19 protein-coding genes are annotated in these 20,604 nt (G+C 61.7%); 6 read left to right on the top strand and 13 right to left on the bottom strand.

Annotated elements, in window-relative coordinates:
• Positions 1-113: 113 nt before the first annotated feature.
• Both IM737_RS20200 and IM737_RS20195 read right to left on the bottom strand, forming a co-directional pair.
• Complete coding sequence (locus IM737_RS20200) at positions 114-854, bottom strand: RlmE family RNA methyltransferase (protein ID WP_236897189.1); 741 nt, start codon at positions 852-854, stop codon at positions 114-116.
• A complete protein-coding gene (locus IM737_RS20195; RefSeq protein ID WP_236897188.1) occupies positions 844-2,028 on the bottom strand; it encodes a Ppx/GppA phosphatase family protein in 1,185 nt (394 codons plus the stop codon). The genes IM737_RS20200 and IM737_RS20195 overlap by 11 nt, the downstream gene beginning before the upstream one ends.
• A 488-nt stretch (positions 2,029-2,516) precedes the next feature.
• Here IM737_RS20195 and nirB point away from each other — a divergent pair, with 488 nt between their 5' ends.
• Positions 2,517-4,961, top strand: coding sequence for a nitrite reductase large subunit NirB (nirB, locus tag IM737_RS20190; RefSeq protein ID WP_236897186.1), 2,445 nt, complete (start codon positions 2,517-2,519; stop codon positions 4,959-4,961).
• 5 nt (positions 4,962-4,966) lie between these two features.
• The gene (gene nirD, locus IM737_RS20185; protein WP_236897184.1) at positions 4,967-5,302 is read left to right on the top strand and encodes a nitrite reductase small subunit NirD; all 336 of its coding nucleotides are present in this window, start codon (positions 4,967-4,969) and stop codon (positions 5,300-5,302) included.
• 48 nt (positions 5,303-5,350) lie between these two features.
• Here nirD and IM737_RS20180 read toward each other — a convergent pair whose 3' ends face one another.
• Positions 5,351-6,463 carry a DUF2971 domain-containing protein gene (locus IM737_RS20180; RefSeq protein ID WP_236897182.1) on the bottom strand — a complete coding sequence of 371 codons (1,113 nt, stop codon included), beginning with the start codon at positions 6,461-6,463 and terminating at the stop codon, positions 5,351-5,353.
• Between IM737_RS20180 and IM737_RS21030 the strand changes: the two genes are divergently transcribed.
• A complete protein-coding gene (locus tag IM737_RS21030; RefSeq protein WP_336886216.1) occupies positions 6,463-7,368 on the top strand; it encodes an OsmC family protein in 906 nt (301 codons plus the stop codon). The two genes, IM737_RS20180 and IM737_RS21030, sit on opposite strands and share 1 nt — an antisense overlap.
• Here IM737_RS21030 and IM737_RS20170 read toward each other — a convergent pair.
• From IM737_RS20170 to IM737_RS20155, 4 genes are all read right to left on the bottom strand, one after another.
• Positions 7,343-9,202, bottom strand: coding sequence for a heavy metal translocating P-type ATPase (locus tag IM737_RS20170; RefSeq protein ID WP_236897180.1), 1,860 nt, complete (start codon positions 9,200-9,202; stop codon positions 7,343-7,345). The two genes, IM737_RS21030 and IM737_RS20170, sit on opposite strands and share 26 nt — an antisense overlap.
• Positions 9,199-9,381 (bottom strand): hypothetical protein, encoded by a 183-nt coding sequence (locus IM737_RS20165; protein ID WP_236897178.1) that lies wholly within the window; start codon positions 9,379-9,381, stop codon positions 9,199-9,201. The genes IM737_RS20170 and IM737_RS20165 overlap by 4 nt, the downstream gene beginning before the upstream one ends.
• Positions 9,382-9,511: 130 nt before the next feature.
• The gene (locus tag IM737_RS20160; RefSeq protein ID WP_236897176.1) at positions 9,512-10,363 is read right to left on the bottom strand and encodes a universal stress protein; all 852 of its coding nucleotides are present in this window, start codon (positions 10,361-10,363) and stop codon (positions 9,512-9,514) included.
• Between the two features lie 2 nt (positions 10,364-10,365).
• Complete coding sequence (locus IM737_RS20155; RefSeq protein WP_236897173.1) at positions 10,366-11,547, bottom strand: hypothetical protein; 1,182 nt, start codon at positions 11,545-11,547, stop codon at positions 10,366-10,368.
• A gap of 174 nt (positions 11,548-11,721) precedes the next feature.
• On the opposite strand from IM737_RS20155, the gene IM737_RS20150 reads away from it, so the two are divergent.
• A complete protein-coding gene (locus IM737_RS20150; RefSeq protein WP_236897171.1) occupies positions 11,722-12,057 on the top strand; it encodes a DUF4342 domain-containing protein in 336 nt (111 codons plus the stop codon).
• A 63-nt stretch (positions 12,058-12,120) separates the two neighbouring features.
• Here the strand turns inward: IM737_RS20150 and IM737_RS20145 are convergent, their stop codons facing one another.
• The 6 genes from IM737_RS20145 to IM737_RS20120 all read right to left on the bottom strand — a co-directional run bounded on the left by IM737_RS20145 (position 12,121) and on the right by IM737_RS20120 (position 16,723).
• Positions 12,121-12,780: a helix-turn-helix domain-containing protein gene (locus tag IM737_RS20145; RefSeq protein WP_236897169.1), complete on the bottom strand. Its 660-nt coding sequence runs from the start codon at positions 12,778-12,780 to the stop codon at positions 12,121-12,123.
• Between the two features lie 80 nt (positions 12,781-12,860).
• Positions 12,861-13,217, bottom strand: a complete 357-nt coding sequence (locus IM737_RS20140) for a hypothetical protein (RefSeq protein ID WP_236897167.1) — start codon at positions 13,215-13,217, stop codon at positions 12,861-12,863.
• Positions 13,218-13,314: 97 nt separating this feature from the next.
• Positions 13,315-13,929, bottom strand: a complete 615-nt coding sequence (gene fixJ / locus IM737_RS20135) for a response regulator FixJ (protein WP_236897165.1) — start codon at positions 13,927-13,929, stop codon at positions 13,315-13,317.
• The gene (locus tag IM737_RS20130) at positions 13,929-15,383 is read right to left on the bottom strand and encodes a PAS domain S-box protein (protein WP_236897163.1); all 1,455 of its coding nucleotides are present in this window, start codon (positions 15,381-15,383) and stop codon (positions 13,929-13,931) included. The genes fixJ and IM737_RS20130 overlap by 1 nt, the downstream gene beginning before the upstream one ends.
• 148 nt (positions 15,384-15,531) lie before the next feature.
• The gene (locus IM737_RS20125; protein ID WP_236897161.1) at positions 15,532-16,197 is read right to left on the bottom strand and encodes a CBS domain-containing protein; all 666 of its coding nucleotides are present in this window, start codon (positions 16,195-16,197) and stop codon (positions 15,532-15,534) included.
• Between the two features lie 58 nt (positions 16,198-16,255).
• Positions 16,256-16,723, bottom strand: coding sequence for a flavodoxin family protein (locus IM737_RS20120; RefSeq protein WP_236897159.1), 468 nt, complete (start codon positions 16,721-16,723; stop codon positions 16,256-16,258).
• A gap of 272 nt (positions 16,724-16,995) precedes the next feature.
• On the opposite strand from IM737_RS20120, the gene IM737_RS20115 reads away from it, so the two are divergent.
• Together IM737_RS20115 and IM737_RS20110 are read left to right on the top strand one after the other, a co-directional pair.
• Complete coding sequence (locus IM737_RS20115; protein WP_236897158.1) at positions 16,996-18,198, top strand: acetate/propionate family kinase; 1,203 nt, start codon at positions 16,996-16,998, stop codon at positions 18,196-18,198.
• Positions 18,195-20,579, top strand: coding sequence for a phosphoketolase family protein (locus IM737_RS20110; protein WP_236897156.1), 2,385 nt, complete (start codon positions 18,195-18,197; stop codon positions 20,577-20,579). The genes IM737_RS20115 and IM737_RS20110 overlap by 4 nt, the downstream gene beginning before the upstream one ends.
• Positions 20,580-20,604: the final 25 nt, after the last annotated feature.

The raw sequence follows: 20,604 nt of genomic DNA, 5'->3' as shown, positions 1-20,604 counted from the left end.
GCTCGTGAAGAACTCGCACCTCACCATGAGGGCTACTGTTAGCTCGGTTTCAGAGTAGCCTTCATGGTGAGGTGCGCTTCTTCAGCGCCTCGAACCACGAGGGCGTGCCCCGCTTAGCGGTCGTATTCGCCCTCGCCTGGCACGGTGTCGTTGGTGCCCTTGAAGCCCTTGGCGATCAGGTAGGCCTCGGCTGAATCCTGGCGGCTGGAGGGGGGCTTGGCGTGGAAGGTGGTGCGGAAGTGGCGCTTGAGCATGTGCAGCAGCTCATGCTCGGTGCCGCCCTGGAACACCTTGGCGACGAAGGTGCCATTGGGCGCCAGAACGTCGAGCGCGAAGGCGGCGGCGATCTCGATGAGTTGGACGATGCGCAGGTGGTCGGTGGGGCGATGGCCGGTGGTGGGCCAGGCCATGTCGGACATGACCAGGTCGGCTTTCTTGCCGCCCATGGCATCGATCAGCAGCTGCGGGGCGTCGTCGTCGGTGAAGTCCTTCTTGAACAGAAGCACACCGGGGATGGGGTCCATTTCGAGGTAGTCGATGCCCACCACCAGAGGATTGGCATCGGTCGACCCGACGGCCCTGGCGGCGACCTGGCTCCAACCGCCGGGAGCAGCGCCCAGATCGACGACACGGGTGCCGCGATGGAACAGCTTATGCTTTTCGTCCATCTCCTTGATCTTGAAGGCGGCGCGCGAGCGATATCCTTCAGCGCGGGCGCGCGCCACATAGGGGTCGTTGAGCTGACGCTCGAGCCACTTGGTCGAGGAGACCTTGCGGCCCTTGCCTGACTTCACGCGAATCTTGAGATCGGTGGCGGACTTGCGCCCACCGGTACCGAGGGCTTTATCCACCATTGCCGTTCCTCCGGGGATAGCGCGAGACGCGCGACTTGGATCGGTCAGCGTCCATCAACGAAATGAGAATGCCTTCGCGCAGGCCACGATCGGCAACGCGGACGCGCTCGGTGGGCCATTCGCGGCGGATCGCCTCGAAAATGGCGCAGCCGGGCAGCACCAGATCGGCGCGGTCGCGGCCGATGCAGGGATGGGCGACACGGCGGTCGAAGGGCATGGCCAGCAGCACCTTCATGGTCTCGTCGACCTCGGCGCGCTTCATCCACAACCCGTCGACCTTCTGGCGCTCGTAGCGCTCAAGCCCGAGATGGAGGCCGGCCAGCGTGGTGACCGTGCCTGACGTGCCGATGAGATGGACCGGATGATTGGCGATCATCTGGCGCAGCTTTTCGCGTCCGCGAAACTGGCGCAGGTGCTCGGAAACGTAGGCGACCATGGCCTCGAAGACTTCATGGGTCACATCGATGCCGCCGAAGCGCTCGGCGATCGAGACGACGCCGACCGGCAGGGACTGCCACGAGCGGATGGCGGCTGACATGCGGCCCTGCGACTTGGGGCGGCCGCCGCGGAAATCGAGCCAGGCCAGTTCGGACGATCCACCGCCAATATCGAACATCAGGGCACCGGCGGCGGTGCCCTCAATGAGGTCGGCGCAGCCAGTGACAGCCAGTTCGGCCTCGGTTTGGCGCGTGACGATTTCGAGTTCGAGGCCGAGCTCTTCCTTGACGCGGGCGAGAAAGGCAGGGCCGTTCTCGGCGGCACGGCACGCCTCGGTGGCGATCAGGCGCATGCGGGAGGGCTGGTGCTCGCGCAGCTTGTTGCGGCACTGGCGGAGCGCTTCCATGGTGCGTTCCATGGCAGCGTCACCGAGGCGGCCGGTGACGGACACGCCTTCGCCCAGGCGGACGATGCGCGTGAAGCCATCGAGGACGCGGAAGCCATGCTCATGTGGGCGGGCGATCAGCAGGCGGCAATTGTTAGTGCCAAGATCAAGCGCGGCGTAAATCGGCCCGCGATGCTTGCGGGGCGGATTGGTGGCGGTCGCTGTCCGCTTGTCCGCTGAATCGGGCGGGTGCCCCCCTGCCCTCCCCATCTGGCCGGAACCGGACGGGGCACGGATTGCCGGCTCGTCCAGAGACGAGGTTACGGCGGCGGACCGATCGGAATCGGTCACATCAGTCTCCTATATGCGCGGTCGCGGAAGCCGGTTTTTGCCGGTCGCGCCCGAGCGCACTGTTTTTCGTGTCGAAGATGACGGTAGAGCAAGGGGCGGGTTAGCGCAATGGAGGGTGCCGCAGGTGGCTTATGCGAAGCACGAAAACCAGACTGCCGAATGCTTGTCCAAATTGCAGGAATGATGCTTGCTTAGGCAGATTGCCGCCTGATTATGCGTTGCGCAGGCTTGCGCTATGTGGCCGCGGCTCTCGCAAGTCCCATTAACTTATTGATTCTACTAATTATTTTCAGCCGAAACGCGAGTGGCACGGTTCGTGCTTTTGTATCGGTACAGGGCCCGATAGCGGGTTCTACATTATTCGGCGTCCAGCGTTGGGCGCCACCGCAAGGCAAAGCTGCCAACTGTTCCGCGATCCCGGTCACCCGACCGGACGCGTTTCGGTTGGCAGCTTTTTCGTTTTGCGCCGCCGCACAGGAGAAACGCGCGTGACCGAGAAACTCGTCATCATCGGCAATGGCATGGCACCGGGGCGCATGCTCGAGCATCTGTTCGAAGCTGCGCCCGGTCGCTTCGAGGTGACCATCTTCAACGCGGAACCGCGGGTCAACTACAACCGGCTGATGCTGTCGCCGGTGCTGTCGGGCGAGAAGACGTATGAGGAAATCATCACCCATGGCGACGAGTGGTACGACGCCAATGGCGTGACGCTGCACAAATCGTCGCCGGTGACGCTGATCGATCGCGAGGCCAAGCGGGTGGTTTCGACCAACGGCATCGTCGCCGACTATGACAAGCTGGTGATCGCGACGGGATCGTCGCCATTCATTCCGCCAGTGCCGGGGCACCAGTTGCCAGGTGTCGTGACCTATCGCGACCTCGATGACGTCGACAAGATGCTGGCGGCCGGCAAGGGCAGCAAGGTGGTGGTGATCGGCGGCGGCCTGCTCGGGCTGGAGGCCGCAGCTGGCCTCAAGATGCAGGGCATGGACGTGACCGTGCTGCACCTGATGCCGACGCTGATGGAACGGCAGCTCGACCCGGCGGCAGGGTATCTGCTGGAGAAGGCTTTTGCCGATCGCGGCGTGACCGTGATCACCAAGGCCAATACCAAGCAGGTGCTGGGCACCAATCGCGTCGAGGGTGTTGAACTCGCCGATGGGACGGTGATCCCCTGCTCGATGGTGGTGATGGCGGTGGGTATCCGCCCGTCGTCCGGTCTGGCCAAGGCGAGCGGGCTGGCGGTCAATCGCGGTATTGTGGTCGACGACCAGATGCGGACCGATGACCCGCATATCTTTGCGCTGGGCGAATGCGCTGAGCATCGCGGCACCTGCTACGGCCTCGTGGCGCCGCTCTATGAGATGGGCCAGGTCCTGGCGCAGACACTGGCCGAAGAGGAGGCGAGCTATCAGGGCTCGGTGACCTCGACCAAGCTCAAGGTGACCGGCATCGACCTGTTCTCGGCTGGTGATTTTGGTGAGGGCGAAGACCGCGAGGAGGTGGTGCTGCGCGACGCCAGTGCCGGTGTCTACAAGCGACTGGTGCTGAAGGACGACCGCATCATCGGCGCGGTGCTCTATGGCGAGACGTCCGACGGTCCATGGTTCTTCGACCTGCTCAAGCGCGGCGTCGATACGCGCGAAATGCGCGACACTTTGATCTTCGGCCAGGCCTATCAGGGGGGCGCCCCCCTGGACCCTATGGCGGCCGTTGCAGCCTTGCCGGATGAGGCAGAGATCTGTGGCTGCAACGGCGTGTGCAAGGGCAAGATCACCGGCGCAATATCAGGCAAGGGCTTGACCGGGCTCGATGGCGTGCGGGCCCATACCAAGGCCTCGGCCTCGTGCGGCTCCTGCACGCATCTGGTTGAGCAGCTGCTGCACCTGACACTGGGCGACAGCTACAATCCGGCGGCCGTGCAGCCGATGTGTCCGTGCACCGAATATGGCCATGACGATGTTCGCAGGCTGATCATCGCCAAATCGCTCAAGTCCATCCCCGAGGTGATGCAGGAACTGGAGTGGAAGACCTCGTGCGGCTGCGCCAAGTGCCGGCCGGCGCTGAACTACTATCTCGTGGCCGACTGGCCGGGTGAATATGAGGATGACGGGCAGAGCCGGTTCATCAACGAGCGCGTGCATGCCAATATCCAGAAGGACGGCACCTATTCGGTGGTGCCGCGCATGTGGGGTGGCATGACCAACCCCAAGGAATTGCGCGCCATCGCCGACGTCGCCGACAAGTTCGCCATTCCGGCGGTGAAGGTGACCGGCGGCCAGCGTATCGATTTGCTGGGCGTCAAGAAGGAAGACCTGCCGGCGGTCTGGGCCGATCTCAACGCCGCTGGCATGGTTTCGGGCGCCGCCTATGCCAAGGGACTGCGCACGGTCAAGACCTGCGTCGGCTCGGACTGGTGCCGGTTCGGCACGCAGGATTCGACCGGGTTGGGCATCCGCATCGAAAAATTCATGTGGGGCGCCTGGACGCCGGCCAAGCTCAAGCTGGCGGTGTCCGGTTGCCCGCGCAACTGCGCCGAGGCGACGTGCAAGGATATTGGCGTGATCTGCGTCGACTCCGGCTACGACATCCACTTTGCCGGCGCCGCCGGGCTCGACATCAAGGGCACCGAACTGCTGTGTCACGCCGACAGCGAGGACGAGGCACTCGAAATCATCGTGGCGCTGACGCAGCTCTATCGTGAGCAGGGCCGCTACCTCGAGCGCATCTACAAGTGGGCCAAGCGGGTCGGCACGCCATCGATCCTGGCCAATGTGGTCAACGACCGCGAGAAGCGCCGCGCCTATTACGAACGCTTCGTCTATTCGCAGACATTTGCCCAGGTCGACCCTTGGGAAGAGCGCGTCAATGGCAAGGACGCACATGAATTCGAGGCGATGGCCGAGTTTGGCATGCCGGTGGCAGCGGAGTGACACAGATGAACCAGTGGATCGATATCGGCAGCATCGACGCCATCCCGCGCCGTGGCGCGCGCTGCGTCAACACGCCAGCGGGCAAGATCGCGGTGTTCCGCACGCAGGAAGACCAGGTCTTCGCGCTGGAAAACCGCTGCCCGCACAAGCAGGGGCCGCTGAGCGAGGGCATAGTGCATGGCGCGTCAGTGACGTGCCCGCTGCATAACTGGGTGTTTGATTTGCAGACTGGTAAGGCCATGGGGGCGGATGAAGGCCAGGTCCGGACCTACCCAGTGCAGGTGATGGATGGGCGGGTGATGATGATGGAGGCCGAGGTGATGATGGTGGCTGCGGAGTAGGTGGCCTTGCTCAGCCAGCATCGGTTCGCACCAATTTGCCAATTGCCACTACCGTATGGGAATGGTCGAAGCGTTTAGCCTCAGGCCAGCATATCCTCGTTCATTCAGAAGCAGATGCGCCGCTGCCATTGCAGCATCCGGCCAAGAGCATGGACCAACCATCAAGCTGGTGACCGGCAGCAATTGCTCATTCGTCGGCTTGAATTCGAAATACGGGGTGATCCCAACATGCGAAGGCCGAAATAATGGCGTGTTACCCATGTTCTGGATCATTCCGGCCTCAAGAAGTAGCCGCCATTCCTGTTCTGCTTCGAAGGCCGGGTTCTTGAACCAATATGTCACCAGAGACAATTCATGGGCAGCCGAGTCTATCAGGAAGCTCACACGATCCGGGTCGTCGCGCGTTTCAGCGGGAAGCAACATTGCCTTGGCATAGACGCCCGCGACGACACGTTGGGCAATTTCAATCTGCTTCGCCTCGTCGTAGATCATTTTTATCAAGATTGGCGGGAAGTTATATCCTTCAGGCATATGAAGTTTTGTCGGATCGAACCCGAGCGAATAGGAAACTACGTCACGGCCGTAGTCCCTCCATTGATTGAGTAAGTTCGCGCTTTCACACAAGCAAAAGACTGCCGCACGATTAGGCATAGAAATCGTCTCAAGCCGCTGCACAACCCGATCTACCAATATTTTGTCGCGATCTTCTTTGCGGGTGTTCGCAAAAGCCTCGGCGACCTTGGTTACGACACCAACGCCCCACAAGACCTCAGAGCTGTCGTTCAAATATCGAGTATCGGTAAACCAAAGAGAGTGATTAGTTAGGATGCCCAAGAGGCCGCTTGTACTGGTATAGTGGTACAGCTCCTTCGGCGTCTGCTGCGGTCGGTATGTGTCAAGGGCCGAACGGGCGATCCCCATGAAGGGGCTGCCCTTGGGTAGTGGTGTATCCGGCAGTCCCACTTGGCTCATACGCCAAAAGCCCCTCTCGGTTGTCGCATCCATGTCGCATGGATTCACCGAGCGTGTCGACAAAACACCCAAATGCAGGGATGCGCCCCGCAGTATGATTCCAATATCGCGCGATCCGATCTCTGGAATAGAGCCGCGATTTGACAGATGAGAATTTGGCCAGGGAACCTGAGGCTGCAGTTCTACCATTGAACTATTCCCCAGCAGGCCGTGACCGGCTGGCGCGGGCGATGGGTCGCCTCGGCGTAGGCGGCCTCCGCGCGCGGTGCAGCACCTACCGCATCGATATCGGGCATGACAGCAGTCTTGCGGACAACGTCCTTCCTCCCGGACGGGGCCCGCAATCGCAAAGCACGTCCGTTGATTTGCGCCAGATCAAGAACGGCAAGTCGAGATCATGCTTTGGAGGGGCGGTTGGCAAAACACAGCTCAACCAGCATCAGTTGAGAGACGATGGAACGGATCAGGATCACGCAGCACACGTCACTCGGCGCATTCTGGTTTGGTGGATGGTTGTTCAGTATCGGCTACCCACCTCAATTTTGGATGGGCCTGCTGGGATTGTTCGTGTGGCCTTACTTCATCGGGGCGCATCTGGCGCCAGCGCTTGTCTGACGTGTCGTCACCCTGCCCTCGGACCAAAAGCCGAGAAAGGCCAAGTCCACAAAATGTTGGAATACTCAATTGACGCGCGACGGGTAGACGCCACCGGCAGCATTGCCTTGGTAAGGCAGGCAGAGGTGACGCTGGATACATCGTTGTTGGGTCGGGCGGACGCTTTCAATCCGGCTGAGATGCTCCTGGCGGCGCTGGCAGCCTGCATGATCAAGAGCGCCGAGCGCGCAATTCCGTTGCTCGAATTCGATCTGCGGGGGATGAGTGTCCATTTGCACGCGGTCCGCAGCGATGCTCCGCCCCAGATTACGTCTATCGATTATCTCCTGACCGTCGACACCGACGAGAGCGATCGGCGCATCGACCTGCTGCATACCAACATCCGCAAGTACGGCACGATCTCCAATACCCTGGTGAAGGCAGTTGAGTTGACTGGCCGCATTGTTCGCAAGGCTAGCGCAGGGCGCGAAGCGCATTGAGAATCACAGCAACGTCGATGGCTTCCTGCAACAGGGCACCCTGCACCGGGGGCAAGTAACCGAGAGCGGCCGCAAGCATGGCAGCCATGGAAAGTCCAAGCCCGGCCAGGACGCTCTGCAGGGCGATGGCACGGGTGCGGCGGGCAATGGTAATGGCTTTGGCAAGGGGCTCCAGCTGATCCACCAGCAGAACGACGCCAGCCGCTTCCGAGGAGGAAGCCGTGCCCCGCGCGCCCATAGCAACACCTACATCAGCGGCGGCCAGAGCGGGTGCATCGTTGACGCCATCTCCCACCATCATTACCGGGCCAGAGGCAGCTTCGGACCGGACGACCGCTACCTTCTGTTCCGGGCTGAGCTCGCCCCGGGTCAGATCGACGCCCAGTGCGTTGCCGACCGCGAGGGCGATTTCCTGTTTGTCCCCCGATGCCAGAACGATCCGCCTGATGCCTGCGTGCCGCAACGATGCCAGCATGGCCCCGGCATCGTCCCGGACACGGTCTTCCAGGACGATGACGCCTGCAAGCATGCCATCCACTGCAACGGCAACGGTCGTCGCATCGAGGCCAAGCCCTGCATGCAGTGCCTGGATATCGTCGTCTCCGATCCGACGATGTACGAAGCTGTCCCCTCCCACCACAATCTGCCGCCCTTCAACCTGGCCCTCAATACCAAGTCCGGGAGTTTCGTTGACATTGGTTGGGGAAGACAGCACCAGACCGCGGCCGGTGGCCGCCTCAATCAGGGCGGCGGCGACGACGTGACCTGAAGCCTGGTCGAGACTTGCCGCCAGGCGCAGCACGTCAGCTTCGGAAAAGTCCTTGCTCGATCTGATGTCGCTGACCACGGCCCGACCGTGGGTCAATGTCCCGGTCTTGTCGAGAATGGCGGTCTGGATCCCCGCCAATGCCTCCAACACGCCGCCACTCTTGATGAGGACGCCGGCACGAGCCGCGCGGGACATGCCGGAAATAACAGCGACAGGCACGGCCAGGATCAGCGGGCAAGGCGTTGCCACCACGAGAACGGCAAGCGCTCGCAGCGGATCCTGCGATATTATCCAGGCCAGTGCCGCGATCACCACCGTCAGCGCCAGAAAGCCTATCGCGTAGCGATCTGCGATCCGCACCATGGGCGCCTTGCTGTTCTGAGCCGCCTCGACCAGCCGCACTATGCCGGCATAGGTACTTTCCGCAGCGGCCCGCGTGGCAATGAGTTCGAATGCCGGGCCGGCCGATGTCGATCCGCTCAATGCCTCGCCACCCGCGCCGACCCGTTGCGGCACGGACTCTCCTGTGAGGGTGGATAGATCAAGCAGCGCAAATGTGCCGGCAACGCGCCCATCGACCGGCAGCACCTCGCCTTGCCGTATCAGTATGCGGTCGCCCGCCACGATTGCGGCGATTGGGACCTCCTCGAGCCCCGATCCCTGGTACCGCATTGCCGTATGGGCAACCCGCCCCAGCAGGGCGGTCATTTCGTGCCGTGCCCGACCTTGTGCGAAGCTTTCGAGAAGCTGGCCGCCCGCATACATCAAGGCGACGACATTGCCGGCGAGCGGTTCCCCAAACACCAGTGCCGCCGACATCGATAAGGCGGCAACGACGTCGAGGCCGACATCGCCGCGGCGCAACGAAACAACGATCTGGATCAGCAGTGTGATCAGGACAGGCAGCGTCGCCACGGTCCATGTCGTTTCGGCCAAAGCGCCAGACGCGCTCCACCAAAGGGCGGCACCTAGCGCCAGGCCGAGCAAGGGGAGAGCGACCAGCGCGTAGGGGAACAGGCGGACAATCGTGCGCTCTCTTGCTTCGAGCGGCGGTGCCAGTCTCATTTGAGGCTGCGCGGCGTGGCAGCGCTCAGGCCGCGCGCTTCCATTTCGCGCCTGACAGCCACAGGAATTTCCCGGCAGTCACAGTTGGCGGCGTGCTTGATATGCCAGGCGATGCGGTCATCGAGCGTCGCGTTTCTCGGCATCTTGTGCAGGGCGTGCCATTCGCGGTTGATCGCCATCAGTTCCCCTGGACCACCTTATTGGTGCATGTGTGTTGCCGCATGGAACTGCTTCCGTGCCACCGCGCTGGCTGGATCCTAAGCCGGCACGCGACGCCCCGATTTGATTTGGCGCAAGTGGGACCCTGGCCTAATGCGACAGCAGGATGGGTAGCCGGGGTCCGTGCAGGACCGAGCGGGTTGCACCACCCAGCACGAATTCCTGCAGACGATTTCTGCCATAGGCGCCCATTACTAGAAGGTTCGCGTCATGGTTGACCGCGACTGCCTGCAGCGTGTCGCCGGTCGAGGCGGTTCCGCGCTCCTGGTGCAGGTGCTTGTTTCGGACGCCATGATGGTCGAGCAACGCCTGGACGCCCGCGATCCCTGCTGGATCGACGACCTTGTCGTCGCCGACAGTCAGGATTGAAACAAGATCGGCCAGCACGAGAAGCGGCATTGCATCACGGAGCGCCCGCGATGCGGCTCGGCCGCCGTCCCAGGCGACGATCACATTGAAAGGGGCGGCTCGCTGCTCGGCGACCGGCACTACCGCCGTGAGCGGTACGACCAGCACTGGTCCGCCGGAGTCAAAGATCAACGCCTCTGTATCGGCCCGGCGCTGCGGATCGGAGCCGTCGAGCACGGCAATGGCCAGGTCGTGGTGGCGGGAGAGCGGAACCAGGCCGTCGGCGAATGCCTCAGGCCGGCACCGCACGGTCCGGACGTCCAGATCGACGCCCAGGTTCTGGGCCCGCTCCCGGAGCCACAGGCCCATGCTCGCCCCATTTTCGCGGCTGTGCGCTTCCGCATCTGCGGCCATTTTCGAAAGTCCTAGCAGCGCCTCGCCTAGGGCGCTGTTGATCGGGGCTATGTCCACTTCCTGGACAATAGCCGTCACGCTGGCGCTCAGCCTGGCGGAGAGGCCGAGGGCGTATCCCAGGCCGACTTTGGAGGTAACGTCGGGGTAAGTTGCAATCGGCAGCAGGATGTTCATGCTCATCGCTATTCGCCCGGCGCCAGAACTGTGGCGGAGGTATTGCCGGGATGCGCTGCTTCGCGAGCCGACCAGCGACCGATCGTGACAACAGTCGCGGCGCCAAAGCCGAAGAAGAGGATCATTAGTGTCACGAGCCACCCGACGAATGGGATCATGCCGACCAAGGCAGACGCGATCAGGGCGACCGCCAGTACGCCCAGACGCTTAAGGTTTGTATCGACAGTCACAAAGGCACTGGCGATCCTGAGGCCGATGAGAAACGCACCGCCGAGATAAGCCAGGCTGCAGGCGACTATGGCAAAGACAATGACCAACGGCACGAGCAATATGCCGACAATGGTCATGGCGAGGACGGGGACGAGGCCGAGAATGGCAGCGAAGGCCAAAATCCCGAGGCCCAGGTTGCGGAACGGGCGATTCTCGGCCGCAACCTGCAGTGCCGACACAGTCTTGGGCAGAAGGGCAATCAGGCCCGCACCGACCAGGACCAGCACCAGCCACCAGGCGGCCAGGGTCCAGAATACCGGCCAGAAGCGACCAACCACGCTTCCTGCGGTCTTGCCCGCTTCCGAGACATAGTCTGGAGAATCCAGCAGCTCGAAGCGAACCCGATCTGCGGATGCAACCGAGGCCGGGACGGTGATTTCCTTGGGCGCGCGGATATCAAGGATGCCGTCGACCCGCGCTCCCGGCCCGAAGGTAAGGGTCTCGCCGTAGAAGCTGAAATCGCCCGAAACTACCGCATCCAGCGTAAGAGATTGAGCAGAAATCAGGGCAGAGCCTCCGACAGGGGCACCCAGGACGACGGTGGCTCCGGCAAGCCTGGCATTTCCGGATACAGGGGCCGTGGTCAGCACGGTGACCGTGTTTGCGGCCGCTGTCAGATCGCTGCCGACAGCGCCGTTGATGCTCACCGAGAAGCCGGCCGCATAGACATCGCCGGAGACATCGGCGTTCACATCGACATCATAGCCGGCAAGGTGTGCGTCACCCAGCACCGGCCCCGAAAGGGTAACGTCATTTCCCACAACGAACGCGTCGCGCTGGACGGGTTCGGCGATCGTGGCGACCTGCCCGGCGGTGAACTGGTCGCCACCGAAAGTAAGTTTGGCCTCGTCAGCTTGCGCGAGGGAATACGAGCCGAACAGAAGGCCAGCGACAAGCAGTGAATGGAGCGGCTTCATCATATGTGTCCTCCGGAATGTGAAGGCAATCATGACGCACCGCCAGAGTGACATCTTGATCGGCATCAAAAGCAGCTGGACCAGTGACAAAAATGATCGTGATCGCCCCGATTGACCCAGGTCAAAAGCCTGCGGGGCGGATCTGAGATGGTGATTGGAAGAAAGAGGAGATCAATCGTGACCGAAGACCCCAAGACCACCTGGAAAACCTTCACTGAAGAGATCGAAGTGACGGGCCACCAACTCGTCGAGCACGTGACGCGCCTGTTGGCCGAAGGCAATGTGCGGCAACTTCAGCTACGCTCTGAAAGGGGCGATGTTTATGTGGCCGTGCCGCTCGCCGCCGGCGCCATCGTTGGCGGCGTTGTGGTCCTTGCTGCCCCATGGTTGGCGATTATCGGCGCCATCGCCGGCCTTGCTGCAAAGGTCACAATCGGGGTCGTGAGAGCGACGCCGCCCTCGGCCGATGAAACCGCACAGGACACCGGCGAACCCCCATTGGGAGACAACTGACGCCCGAGGCCGAACCCGCTGCAGTCTGTCTGGCGACGCCAGGCAGATCAGGCCATTGGCCGCCTACCCGGCCAGCCGCACCAGGGCAGACTGGTTCATAACTTCGACCTGGCTCACCGACGGCAGTCGGATCACACCCGAGTCTTTGAGTAGTTTGAGTACGCGCGACACCGTTTCGAAGGTGAGGCCGAGATAGTCGGCAATATCGCTGCGCTGCATAGAAAGGTCGATGAAGCGAACAGCGTCTTGCCGATCAAGCAGATCGACCAGAAAAGCCGCCACTTTCTCGGAGGCGTTCATCCGACCAAGCAGCAGCAGGTGGTCCTGGATGCGGGACAGTGTACGTAGCGCGATGGCTAGCTCATTTGCACCCAGCCCATTATCCGCATTCGGGCGAAGCAGCCGAACGCCGGCATTGTCCACGCTCTCGGCATAATTTCGATGCTCGCCACCCGGCTCGAACCCGAAGACCTCGCCGGCAAAATGGAATGAATTGATCTGCCGGCGGCCATCGGCGGTCAGACGACAGATGCGCACCGTGCCGAACTCCACGAGGTAAAGTGGACCGCCGGTCTCACCCTGCGCGTAGATCACCTCGTTGGGGTGATAGAACGAGACCGCGCAGGGGCGAGTATTTGCCAGCATCGACCGCACGACTGCATCATGGGGACCGGTGGGTGTGGGCGTGTTCGAGGTCTGAAGATGGTTCAACTGAGTCAACATGGCCGGGGTCCTCGGATTTGATGAACCGAGAGTGGCTGAACTGACTCGCCAGGAAAATTCCGGTGCAGCGACTAGGGAGACTACTTAGTGCGACCACTATCCCGGGACCAACGGAGCGCCTGCGCGACGGCCGCGAGCAGCGGTTCGCCCAGCAAGGGCTTGCGAACAACACGAAATGCCTGCGCTTCAAGAACGGGCGAAGGCGCTCCGGCGAGCAGGATGATGGGGCCGGACGTCCTGTAGCGTTCCGGCATTTCCTGTTCGGACCCGGGAAGCGCCCCGTGGTCCAGGATGGTGCAATCGAAGGTTTCTTTGCTCAGTCGACTGGCCAGAGCAGCATGTGAACTCACAGTGTAACCTGCCGCCTCCAGCAAAAACTCCAGCGATCGACGCAGGTCAATATCAGGGGCTACAATCAGCAAGTGGCCGCTGGCCATGAGTCAGGTTTCCGAGCACCTTAAGGTCGTGCTTGTTCGTTTCTAGCGCGGTTGGAATCGGGGGCGTTTGCCGCAGATCAAATCCTTGCAGGATTGATCAGGCCCTCTGGATGCTCAGGATCATACGAACCAGCTCGGGTAGGTTCTTGGCCTGCATCTTCGACATCAGACCTGCACGGTAGACTTCCACAGTTCGTGGGCTGATGCCCAGATCAAAGGCGATGGTTTTGTTCGGTTCGCCTGACACGACACCATTGAGCACCTGCATCTCGCGTTCGCTTAGCGTGGCCATGCGTTGCCGAGTTGCCTCGATCGACGCCTCGATCTCGTGCTGTGACTGCGCCACGTTGACCGCGCGCTGTATCGACTCGATAAGGACGTCGTCACTGAAAGGCTTTTCGATGAAATCCAGTGCGCCATTCTTCATGGCCTCGACCGCCATCTGGACATCGCCGTGACCGGTGATGACGATGGCGGGTAGTAGTGCTCCGGCTTCGCGCAGGCGTTTCAGCAATTCGACGCCGCTCATATCTGGCATGCGCAGGTCCGTCACCAGGCACCCTGATCGTATACCGCTCGCGCGAAGCAGGAAATCGGTCGCGCTCACATGCGTACGCACGGCAAAGCCGGCGCTGCCTAGCAAGAAGGCCACGGAGTTCCGAACCGCCTCTTCGTCATCGACGATATGAACCACGATATCGACATCGGACATCAGGCTGGCTCCCCGATCACTGGCAGCGTAAAGCGGAACGTCGCCCCGCCGGACGCGTTTCTACTCACCCCGATCGTGCCGCCATGGGCTTCGATGATGCGTTTGGATATCGACAGACCGACACCCATGCCCGAGGGTTTGCTGGTCACGAAAGGCTGGAACAACTGGGGCGAAATATCATCCGATATTCCGGGCCCGGTATCCGACACCTCTATCATGAGCATGTCGCCCACATCGGTCTGAGCGCTCACCGTCAGGTCTTTGACGGGGCTATCGCGCATTGCTTCCATCGCGTTTCGCATCAGGTTGATCAGCACCTGCTGGATCTGAACACGATCCACCAATACCAGTTCGAGCCCGTCGCCATAATCAAAGACGGTTCGAATGCCGCGTTCCCGAGATCCAACGAGCGCCAGCGCGCCGGCTTCCTCGACGACATTCTTGATATCTTCAGGATGGCGCTCCGTGTCCCCTCGCGTGATGAACTGCCTGAGATGGCGTATGATTTCTCCGGCTCGTAATGCCTGCTTTGATGCGTCCGACAGAGCGCCGCGCATGCGTGCAGCTGGCTCCGTATCGATCTTGTCGAGCATGCGTATGCAACCCTGAACGTAGTTGGCGATCGCCGACAATGGCTGGTTGAGCTCGTGCGCCAGGGTTGATGCCATTTCCGCCAACTCGTTCAATCGGGCAAGTCGCGCCAGTTCGCCTTGCGCTTCGTTGAGCCGGGCCTGGCTTTCCTCCTGCTCAGTCAAGTCGCGAATGAAGCCGGTGAAATACCTCTTGTCCCCCGATTGCATCTCACCGACCGCCAGCTTCATCGGAAAGGTCGACGCGTCCTTTCGACGTCCAACCACAACGCGATCGACTCCGATGATCCGCTTCTCGCCGGTACCAAGGTAACGCGCGAGGTAGCCATCATGCTGTTCTCGATAGGGGCCCGGCATCAGGACGCTGACATTTTCGCCCACCACTTCTGGCGAAGTGTAGCCAAACTGCCGTACCGCTGCTGTGTTGAAGGAGATGATCGTGCCATCGGTCTCGATTACGATCGTGGCATCGGGCACGGTATCAAGGATCGACTGCAAATGAGCTTCGCGACGATGGAGCGCGCGCGTGCTGTCTTCGGCTGCGGTGCGCGCGCGCCTAGACGAGTCGCCCAGCCAAGCCATCGTCACGCCGACGATCACGAACAGCAGCACATTGATTGCGACCGTCGCGGGGTCATCGCGGCCGGAGGCGAAGTAGATAATGATGGGCGCAGACAGCGCGGTAGCTAGCAATCCTGGGAGCAGGCCCCCCGCAGCGGCTCCAACAAGGATGGCCGGTGTGAACAGCAATCCAATGGCCGAGTTGGGCAAGGCGTCGTCAATCCCGAAGCGGACCAGGAACGCGACCGCGATCAGTGCGCCCGAAAGCGCATATGCGTTCCACCGTCCTCGTTGAGAGACCATCCGTGTGCCTGCCAGAGCCCGATCGCAGCAGTCGGTTCAAATACAGACTGCATCGCGGTTTGGGGCGGCTTGCAGTTTACGGGCGAGGAAGTGTCCGACGCAAGCTGACTTATCGAGGGTGCGGCCGGGGAGCTGGATGTCGGCTCGATCACCCTTGGGCGAGCTCAGGTTTGTCTAGCCGCATGTGATCCTGAATGCGGCCTGCGCCTGGGACGCCGTCGACGATGACCCGGATCGCTCGGCGTTCATTTTCGTCGCGGATGGTTCCCCCCAGATGAACCGTCCCGTCGACGACTGTTACCGTGGGACTGATGCTCACGTGCAAAATCGTGCGCAGTCGGGCCGCGATGCTGCGGCAAAGCGCTTCGTCCCCGTCAGCTATCGGCGACGGTTTGCTGCGCGCGATAATGCCAAGCAAATCGGACCGGCTGACCATGCCGACGAGTTGCCCCTCGCGGGTGACTGGCACGCGCTTTATCTTGCGGCTGCTGAAAATCGACGCGATCTCCTCGACCGTGGTTTCTTCGTTCACGGTGACGACCGGTTGAGACATAATATCTGCCACGCGCCAGCTATGTGACTTGATGAAGTCGTCGGTGGCCTCCGGCGTCGATAGGTCGTCCGCAGCGGGATGGCCGAGTTCCATGCGATTGACGAGATCCCCCTCGGTGACGACTCCGACCAGTTCGCCATCATTGTCGATGACGGGCAGGCCGCTGACGGAATTGTCGAGCATGATTTGTGCCGCATGGGCGACGCTGTTCCCCGGGCTCAGCGTCACCACATGTGGCGACATTACATCCTTGGCTTTCATTGAGGTCTCCAAAGGTTCAGCTGACAAACATCGTTCCACGGTGCAGACGACCTGATCATCAAACCAGGGTGTCGGCCCACCCGTGAGCGCGCTCTATCTCCCCCGCCTTGAGCGGCCCTTCGTTGCCGCTGACGAGGAAGGCGCCCGGATCGCCGCGCACTTCGATACCGTGGCTCTGCAGCGCGGCAACCATCCGTTGGTCCGCATACCCGCCTACCTCGATTACCCACCTCAGCGGTGCAGGCTGGACTGTTTCAAGATCGAGCCTGGTGTCGAAGACCGCCGCGACCATGCCGTTGGGAAACCGAACCAATTCGGCCAGGTACTCCTGAATTTGTGGTGTGGGCTGGAAGCCGCGTGTGGGCGATCCGATAATCAACAGATCAGTGTCGGAAAGCTCGACCCCCTTGGCTTCCTGCACCGTAGCCAGCCGTACGTGATTTTCGCTTCCGAGCCTTTCCGCCACGGCCTGCGCCACCTTGGCAGTGTTTCCGAAGATGCTGTCGTACACGATTGTCACGTTCATGATCGCCTCCGCACCACTAGCTACCAAAGCGGAAGCTCGCTTTCTTTGATTTGGCTCAATGTTCGAGAGACATCGAGCCAGCTGGTTGGTCTGTCGGGCAACGAGCGGAACCTGTCGCCCCGGAACTGGTTGACGCTGATACATTGAGTCTGGAGTGCCTCCGCCATTGAGCCAGATCAATCGGCCAAGGAATACGGATGGCATGATCGCCACCCTGATGGTTGGCCGCTACCGGCAACAAGTTTCATCAAACCGCAACGCAGGGCACATCCGTGAAAAACTGCATAGGCGACAGCAGCACACTGGCCCTCAATGGCGGATCCTCCAGCCTGAAGTTCGGCCTGTTCGAGACAGATGGTGGAGCCCGACGCATTGGCGGTCAGTTCAGCAGACTGGCGGGCAGTGCAATCTTTGAAGTGGATGGCCCGGGCCCCGGCCATCGTGCTGAGACCTTGCCCTTGACTAGCCACACCGAGGCACTGGAGGTGCTTTTCGACTGGATCGATCAAGAGTCGGGCGCCTGGTCAGTCGCGGCGATCGGTCACCGCGTCGTCCATGGCGGGCCGCGCTATCGCAGCCACTGCCTTGTCGATGATGCACTTCTGGCTGAACTTGAGCGTATCGCGGACTATGCCCCCGAGCATCTGCCGTCCGAGATCGACATGATGCGGTCATGTCATCGGCGCTATCCTGACGTGCCGCAGGTGGCCTGCTTCGATACGGCCTTCCACAGTGACATGCCACTGGTCGCACGGCTGCTGCCCATTCCGCGCCGCTACTTCGATCAGGGCATCCAGAAATATGGCTTTCATGGGCTGTCCTACACCTACCTCTTGCAACAGCTGCGCCACCTTGCCGGCGCACCCTTGGCGAATGGCCGGGTGATCCTGGCCCATCTCGGCAGCGGCGCCAGTCTTGCTGCTGTCCACAAAGGACACAGCATCGACACGACAATGGGATTTACTCCCTCGGCCGGCATACCAATGGGGACCCGCAGCGGTGACCTTGATCCGGGTTTGATCAGTTACCTCGCCCAAAACGAGGGCATGAATTCCTCGGCATTCGACCACATGGTCAACCACCAATCGGGCCTTCTTGGCGTGTCCGGGACCAGTTCGGACGTTCGTGACCTGATGGCGGCGGAAACCAGCGACCCGCGTGCGGCCGATGCTCTCGCGCTGTTCTGCTATCGCATCAGACAGAGCATTGGCGCCTTTGCCGCCACAATGGGCGGCCTCGACGCGCTCGTCTTCAGTGGCGGCATCGGCGAGAACGCCCCCAAGATCCGCGAGCGTATCTGCGACGGCTTGGCCTTCCTGGGCATCGAGCTGGATACGAACCTCAATCAGGCCGGCGCCGCTGTCATCTCGGCCCCGACATCCCGCGTGCCGGTCCGCATCATTCCCGCCAACGAGGAAGCGGTCATCGCCGCGACCGTCGCTATCCTGTTGCAGCAGAAGGACACCACGTCATGAAGGCTCCGCTCTCCCCCGACCAGTTGGCAGGCATCCATGCCTACTGGCAGGCTGCAAACTACCTCTCTGTTGGCCAGATCTACCTGCGGGACAATCCTCTGCTGACCGAAAAGCTGACCCTGGCCCATGTGAAACCGCGCCTGCTCGGGCATTGGGGGACCACGCCGGGCCTTAACTTCGTCTATGCCCACCTGAACCGCGTGATCAAGGCCATGGACCTCAACATGATCTACGTGACCGGCCCTGGACATGGCGGCCCGGGCATCGTCGCCAACACTTATCTTGAGGGAACCTATAGCGAGCTCTACCCCGCGATCTCCCAGGACAAGGCCGGCCTCAAGAAACTCATGACGCAGTTCTCGTGGCCGGGCGGTATTCCCAGCCACGTCGCTGCCGAGGTGCCGGGCTCGATCAATGAAGGGGGCGAGCTGGGTTATTCGCTGATGCACGCCTACGGCGCCGCGTTCGACAACCCAGATCTGATCGTAGCCTGCGTGGTAGGCGACGGCGAGGCCGAAACCGGCGCGCTGGCCACCAGCTGGCATTCCAACAAGTTCCTCAACCCGGCGCGCGACGGCGCGGTGCTGCCGATCCTGCACCTGAACGGCTACAAGATTGCCAGTCCCACCATCCTGTCGCGGATCAGCCATGACGAGCTTGCGGCGCTGTTTCGCGGCTATGGCTATACGCCTTACTTCGTCGAGGGCAGTGAGCCCGAGCTGATGCATCAGGCGATGGCGGCGACGCTCGACACTGTCATCGCCGACATCAGGGCCATCCAGGCACGCGCTCGCAGTGGCGGGGATACGAACCGGCCGCTGTGGCCGATGATCGTGCTGCGTTCCCCAAAGGGCTGGACGGGTCCAAAGCAAGTCGACGGCAATCCGACCGAGGGGACCTGGCGTTCCCATCAGGTGCCGCTGGCCCGACTGGCGGAAGACCCAGGCCATCTCGAAATACTCGAGACCTGGCTTCTCAGCTACAAGCCGGAGGAACTGTTCGACGCCACGGGTCGGTTAAGGCAAGACTTGGCCGCGCTGGCGCCGAGCGGCCTCCGCCGCATGAGCGCTAACCCCCATGCCAATGGTGGATTGCTGCTCGCAGACCTGAAATTGCCTGACTTCCGGGACTATGCCATCGATGTCGCTGTGCCCGGTAGCGTGACCGGCGAAGCGACGCGTGCGGCGGGCCAGTACCTTCGCGACGTGCTCACGCTCAACGCAGATGCAAGCAACTTCCGCATCTTTGGCCCTGACGAAACCGAATCCAACCGGCTCGGTGCGGTGTTCGAGGCCACTAGCCGCGTGTTCATCGGCGATCAGCTCGACACCGACCGGCAACTCTCGGCCGACGGGCGGGTGATGGAAGTCCTCAGCGAACACCTCTGCCAGGGCTGGCTCGAAGGCTACCTGCTCACCGGCCGCCACGGCTTCTTATCCTGCTACGAGGCCTTCATCCACATCGTGGATTCCATGTTCAACCAGCACGCCAAATGGCTGAACGTGGCCAAGGACGTGCCCTGGCGCAAGCCCATTGCCTCGCTCACCTATCTGCTCACCTCCCATGTCTGGCGTCAGGATCACAACGGCTTCAGCCATCAGGATCCCGGCTTCATCGACCATGTTATGAACAAGAAGGCGAGCGTCGTGCGGGTCTATCTGCCACCAGACGCCAACACCCTTTTGTCCGTCGTGGATCATTGCCTGCGCAGCCGCGACTACATCAACGTCATTGTCGCCGGCAAGCAGCCCGCGCCCCAATGGCTGGACCGGGACGCAGCAGCGGCCCATTGCGCTGTCGGCCTGGGCACCTGGGAATGGGCCTCGACCTGTGCTGCGGAAGAGCCCGATGTGGTCATCGCCAGCGCCGGCGATGTGCCCACTCTGGAGGCCCTTGCGGCCGTGATGATTCTGCGCGAGCAATTTCCCGATCTCAGGATGCGCTTCGTCAATGTGGTGGACCTGATGGCGCTGCAGGCACCGAGCCAGCATCCGCACGGCATGGACGATGCCGCGTTCGACGCCATCTTCACAACGGACAAGCCGGTCATCTTCGCCTTCCACGGCTACCCGGCCCTGATCCACCGCCTGACCTATCGCCGTCGCAACCACGATAGCTTCCACGTCCATGGATTTCAGGAAGAGGGCACGACGACCACGCCATTCGACATGGCGGTCCTCAATGAGCTCGATCGCTTCCATCTCGCCAAGGCCGCCATTGACCGGGTCGCGAGGATGGCGGATCGACGGGAGGCCTTTGCCGAATACATCGCGACGAGTCTGGCCCGACACACCGCCTATACGCGCGAGCACGGCGAGGACCTGCCTGATATCTGCAACTGGCGCTGGACAGTGACGGAACACCCAGGCGCTCAGAATTGACCTAGATCAACGTGTTCCTCGACCC

The sequence above is a fragment of the Devosia sp. SL43 genome (assembly GCF_021729885.1).
Lineage (GTDB): Bacteria > Pseudomonadota > Alphaproteobacteria > Rhizobiales > Devosiaceae > Devosia.
Note: the sequence above shows the minus strand (reverse complement) of the source record. Positions and strands in the feature narration are given on the sequence as shown.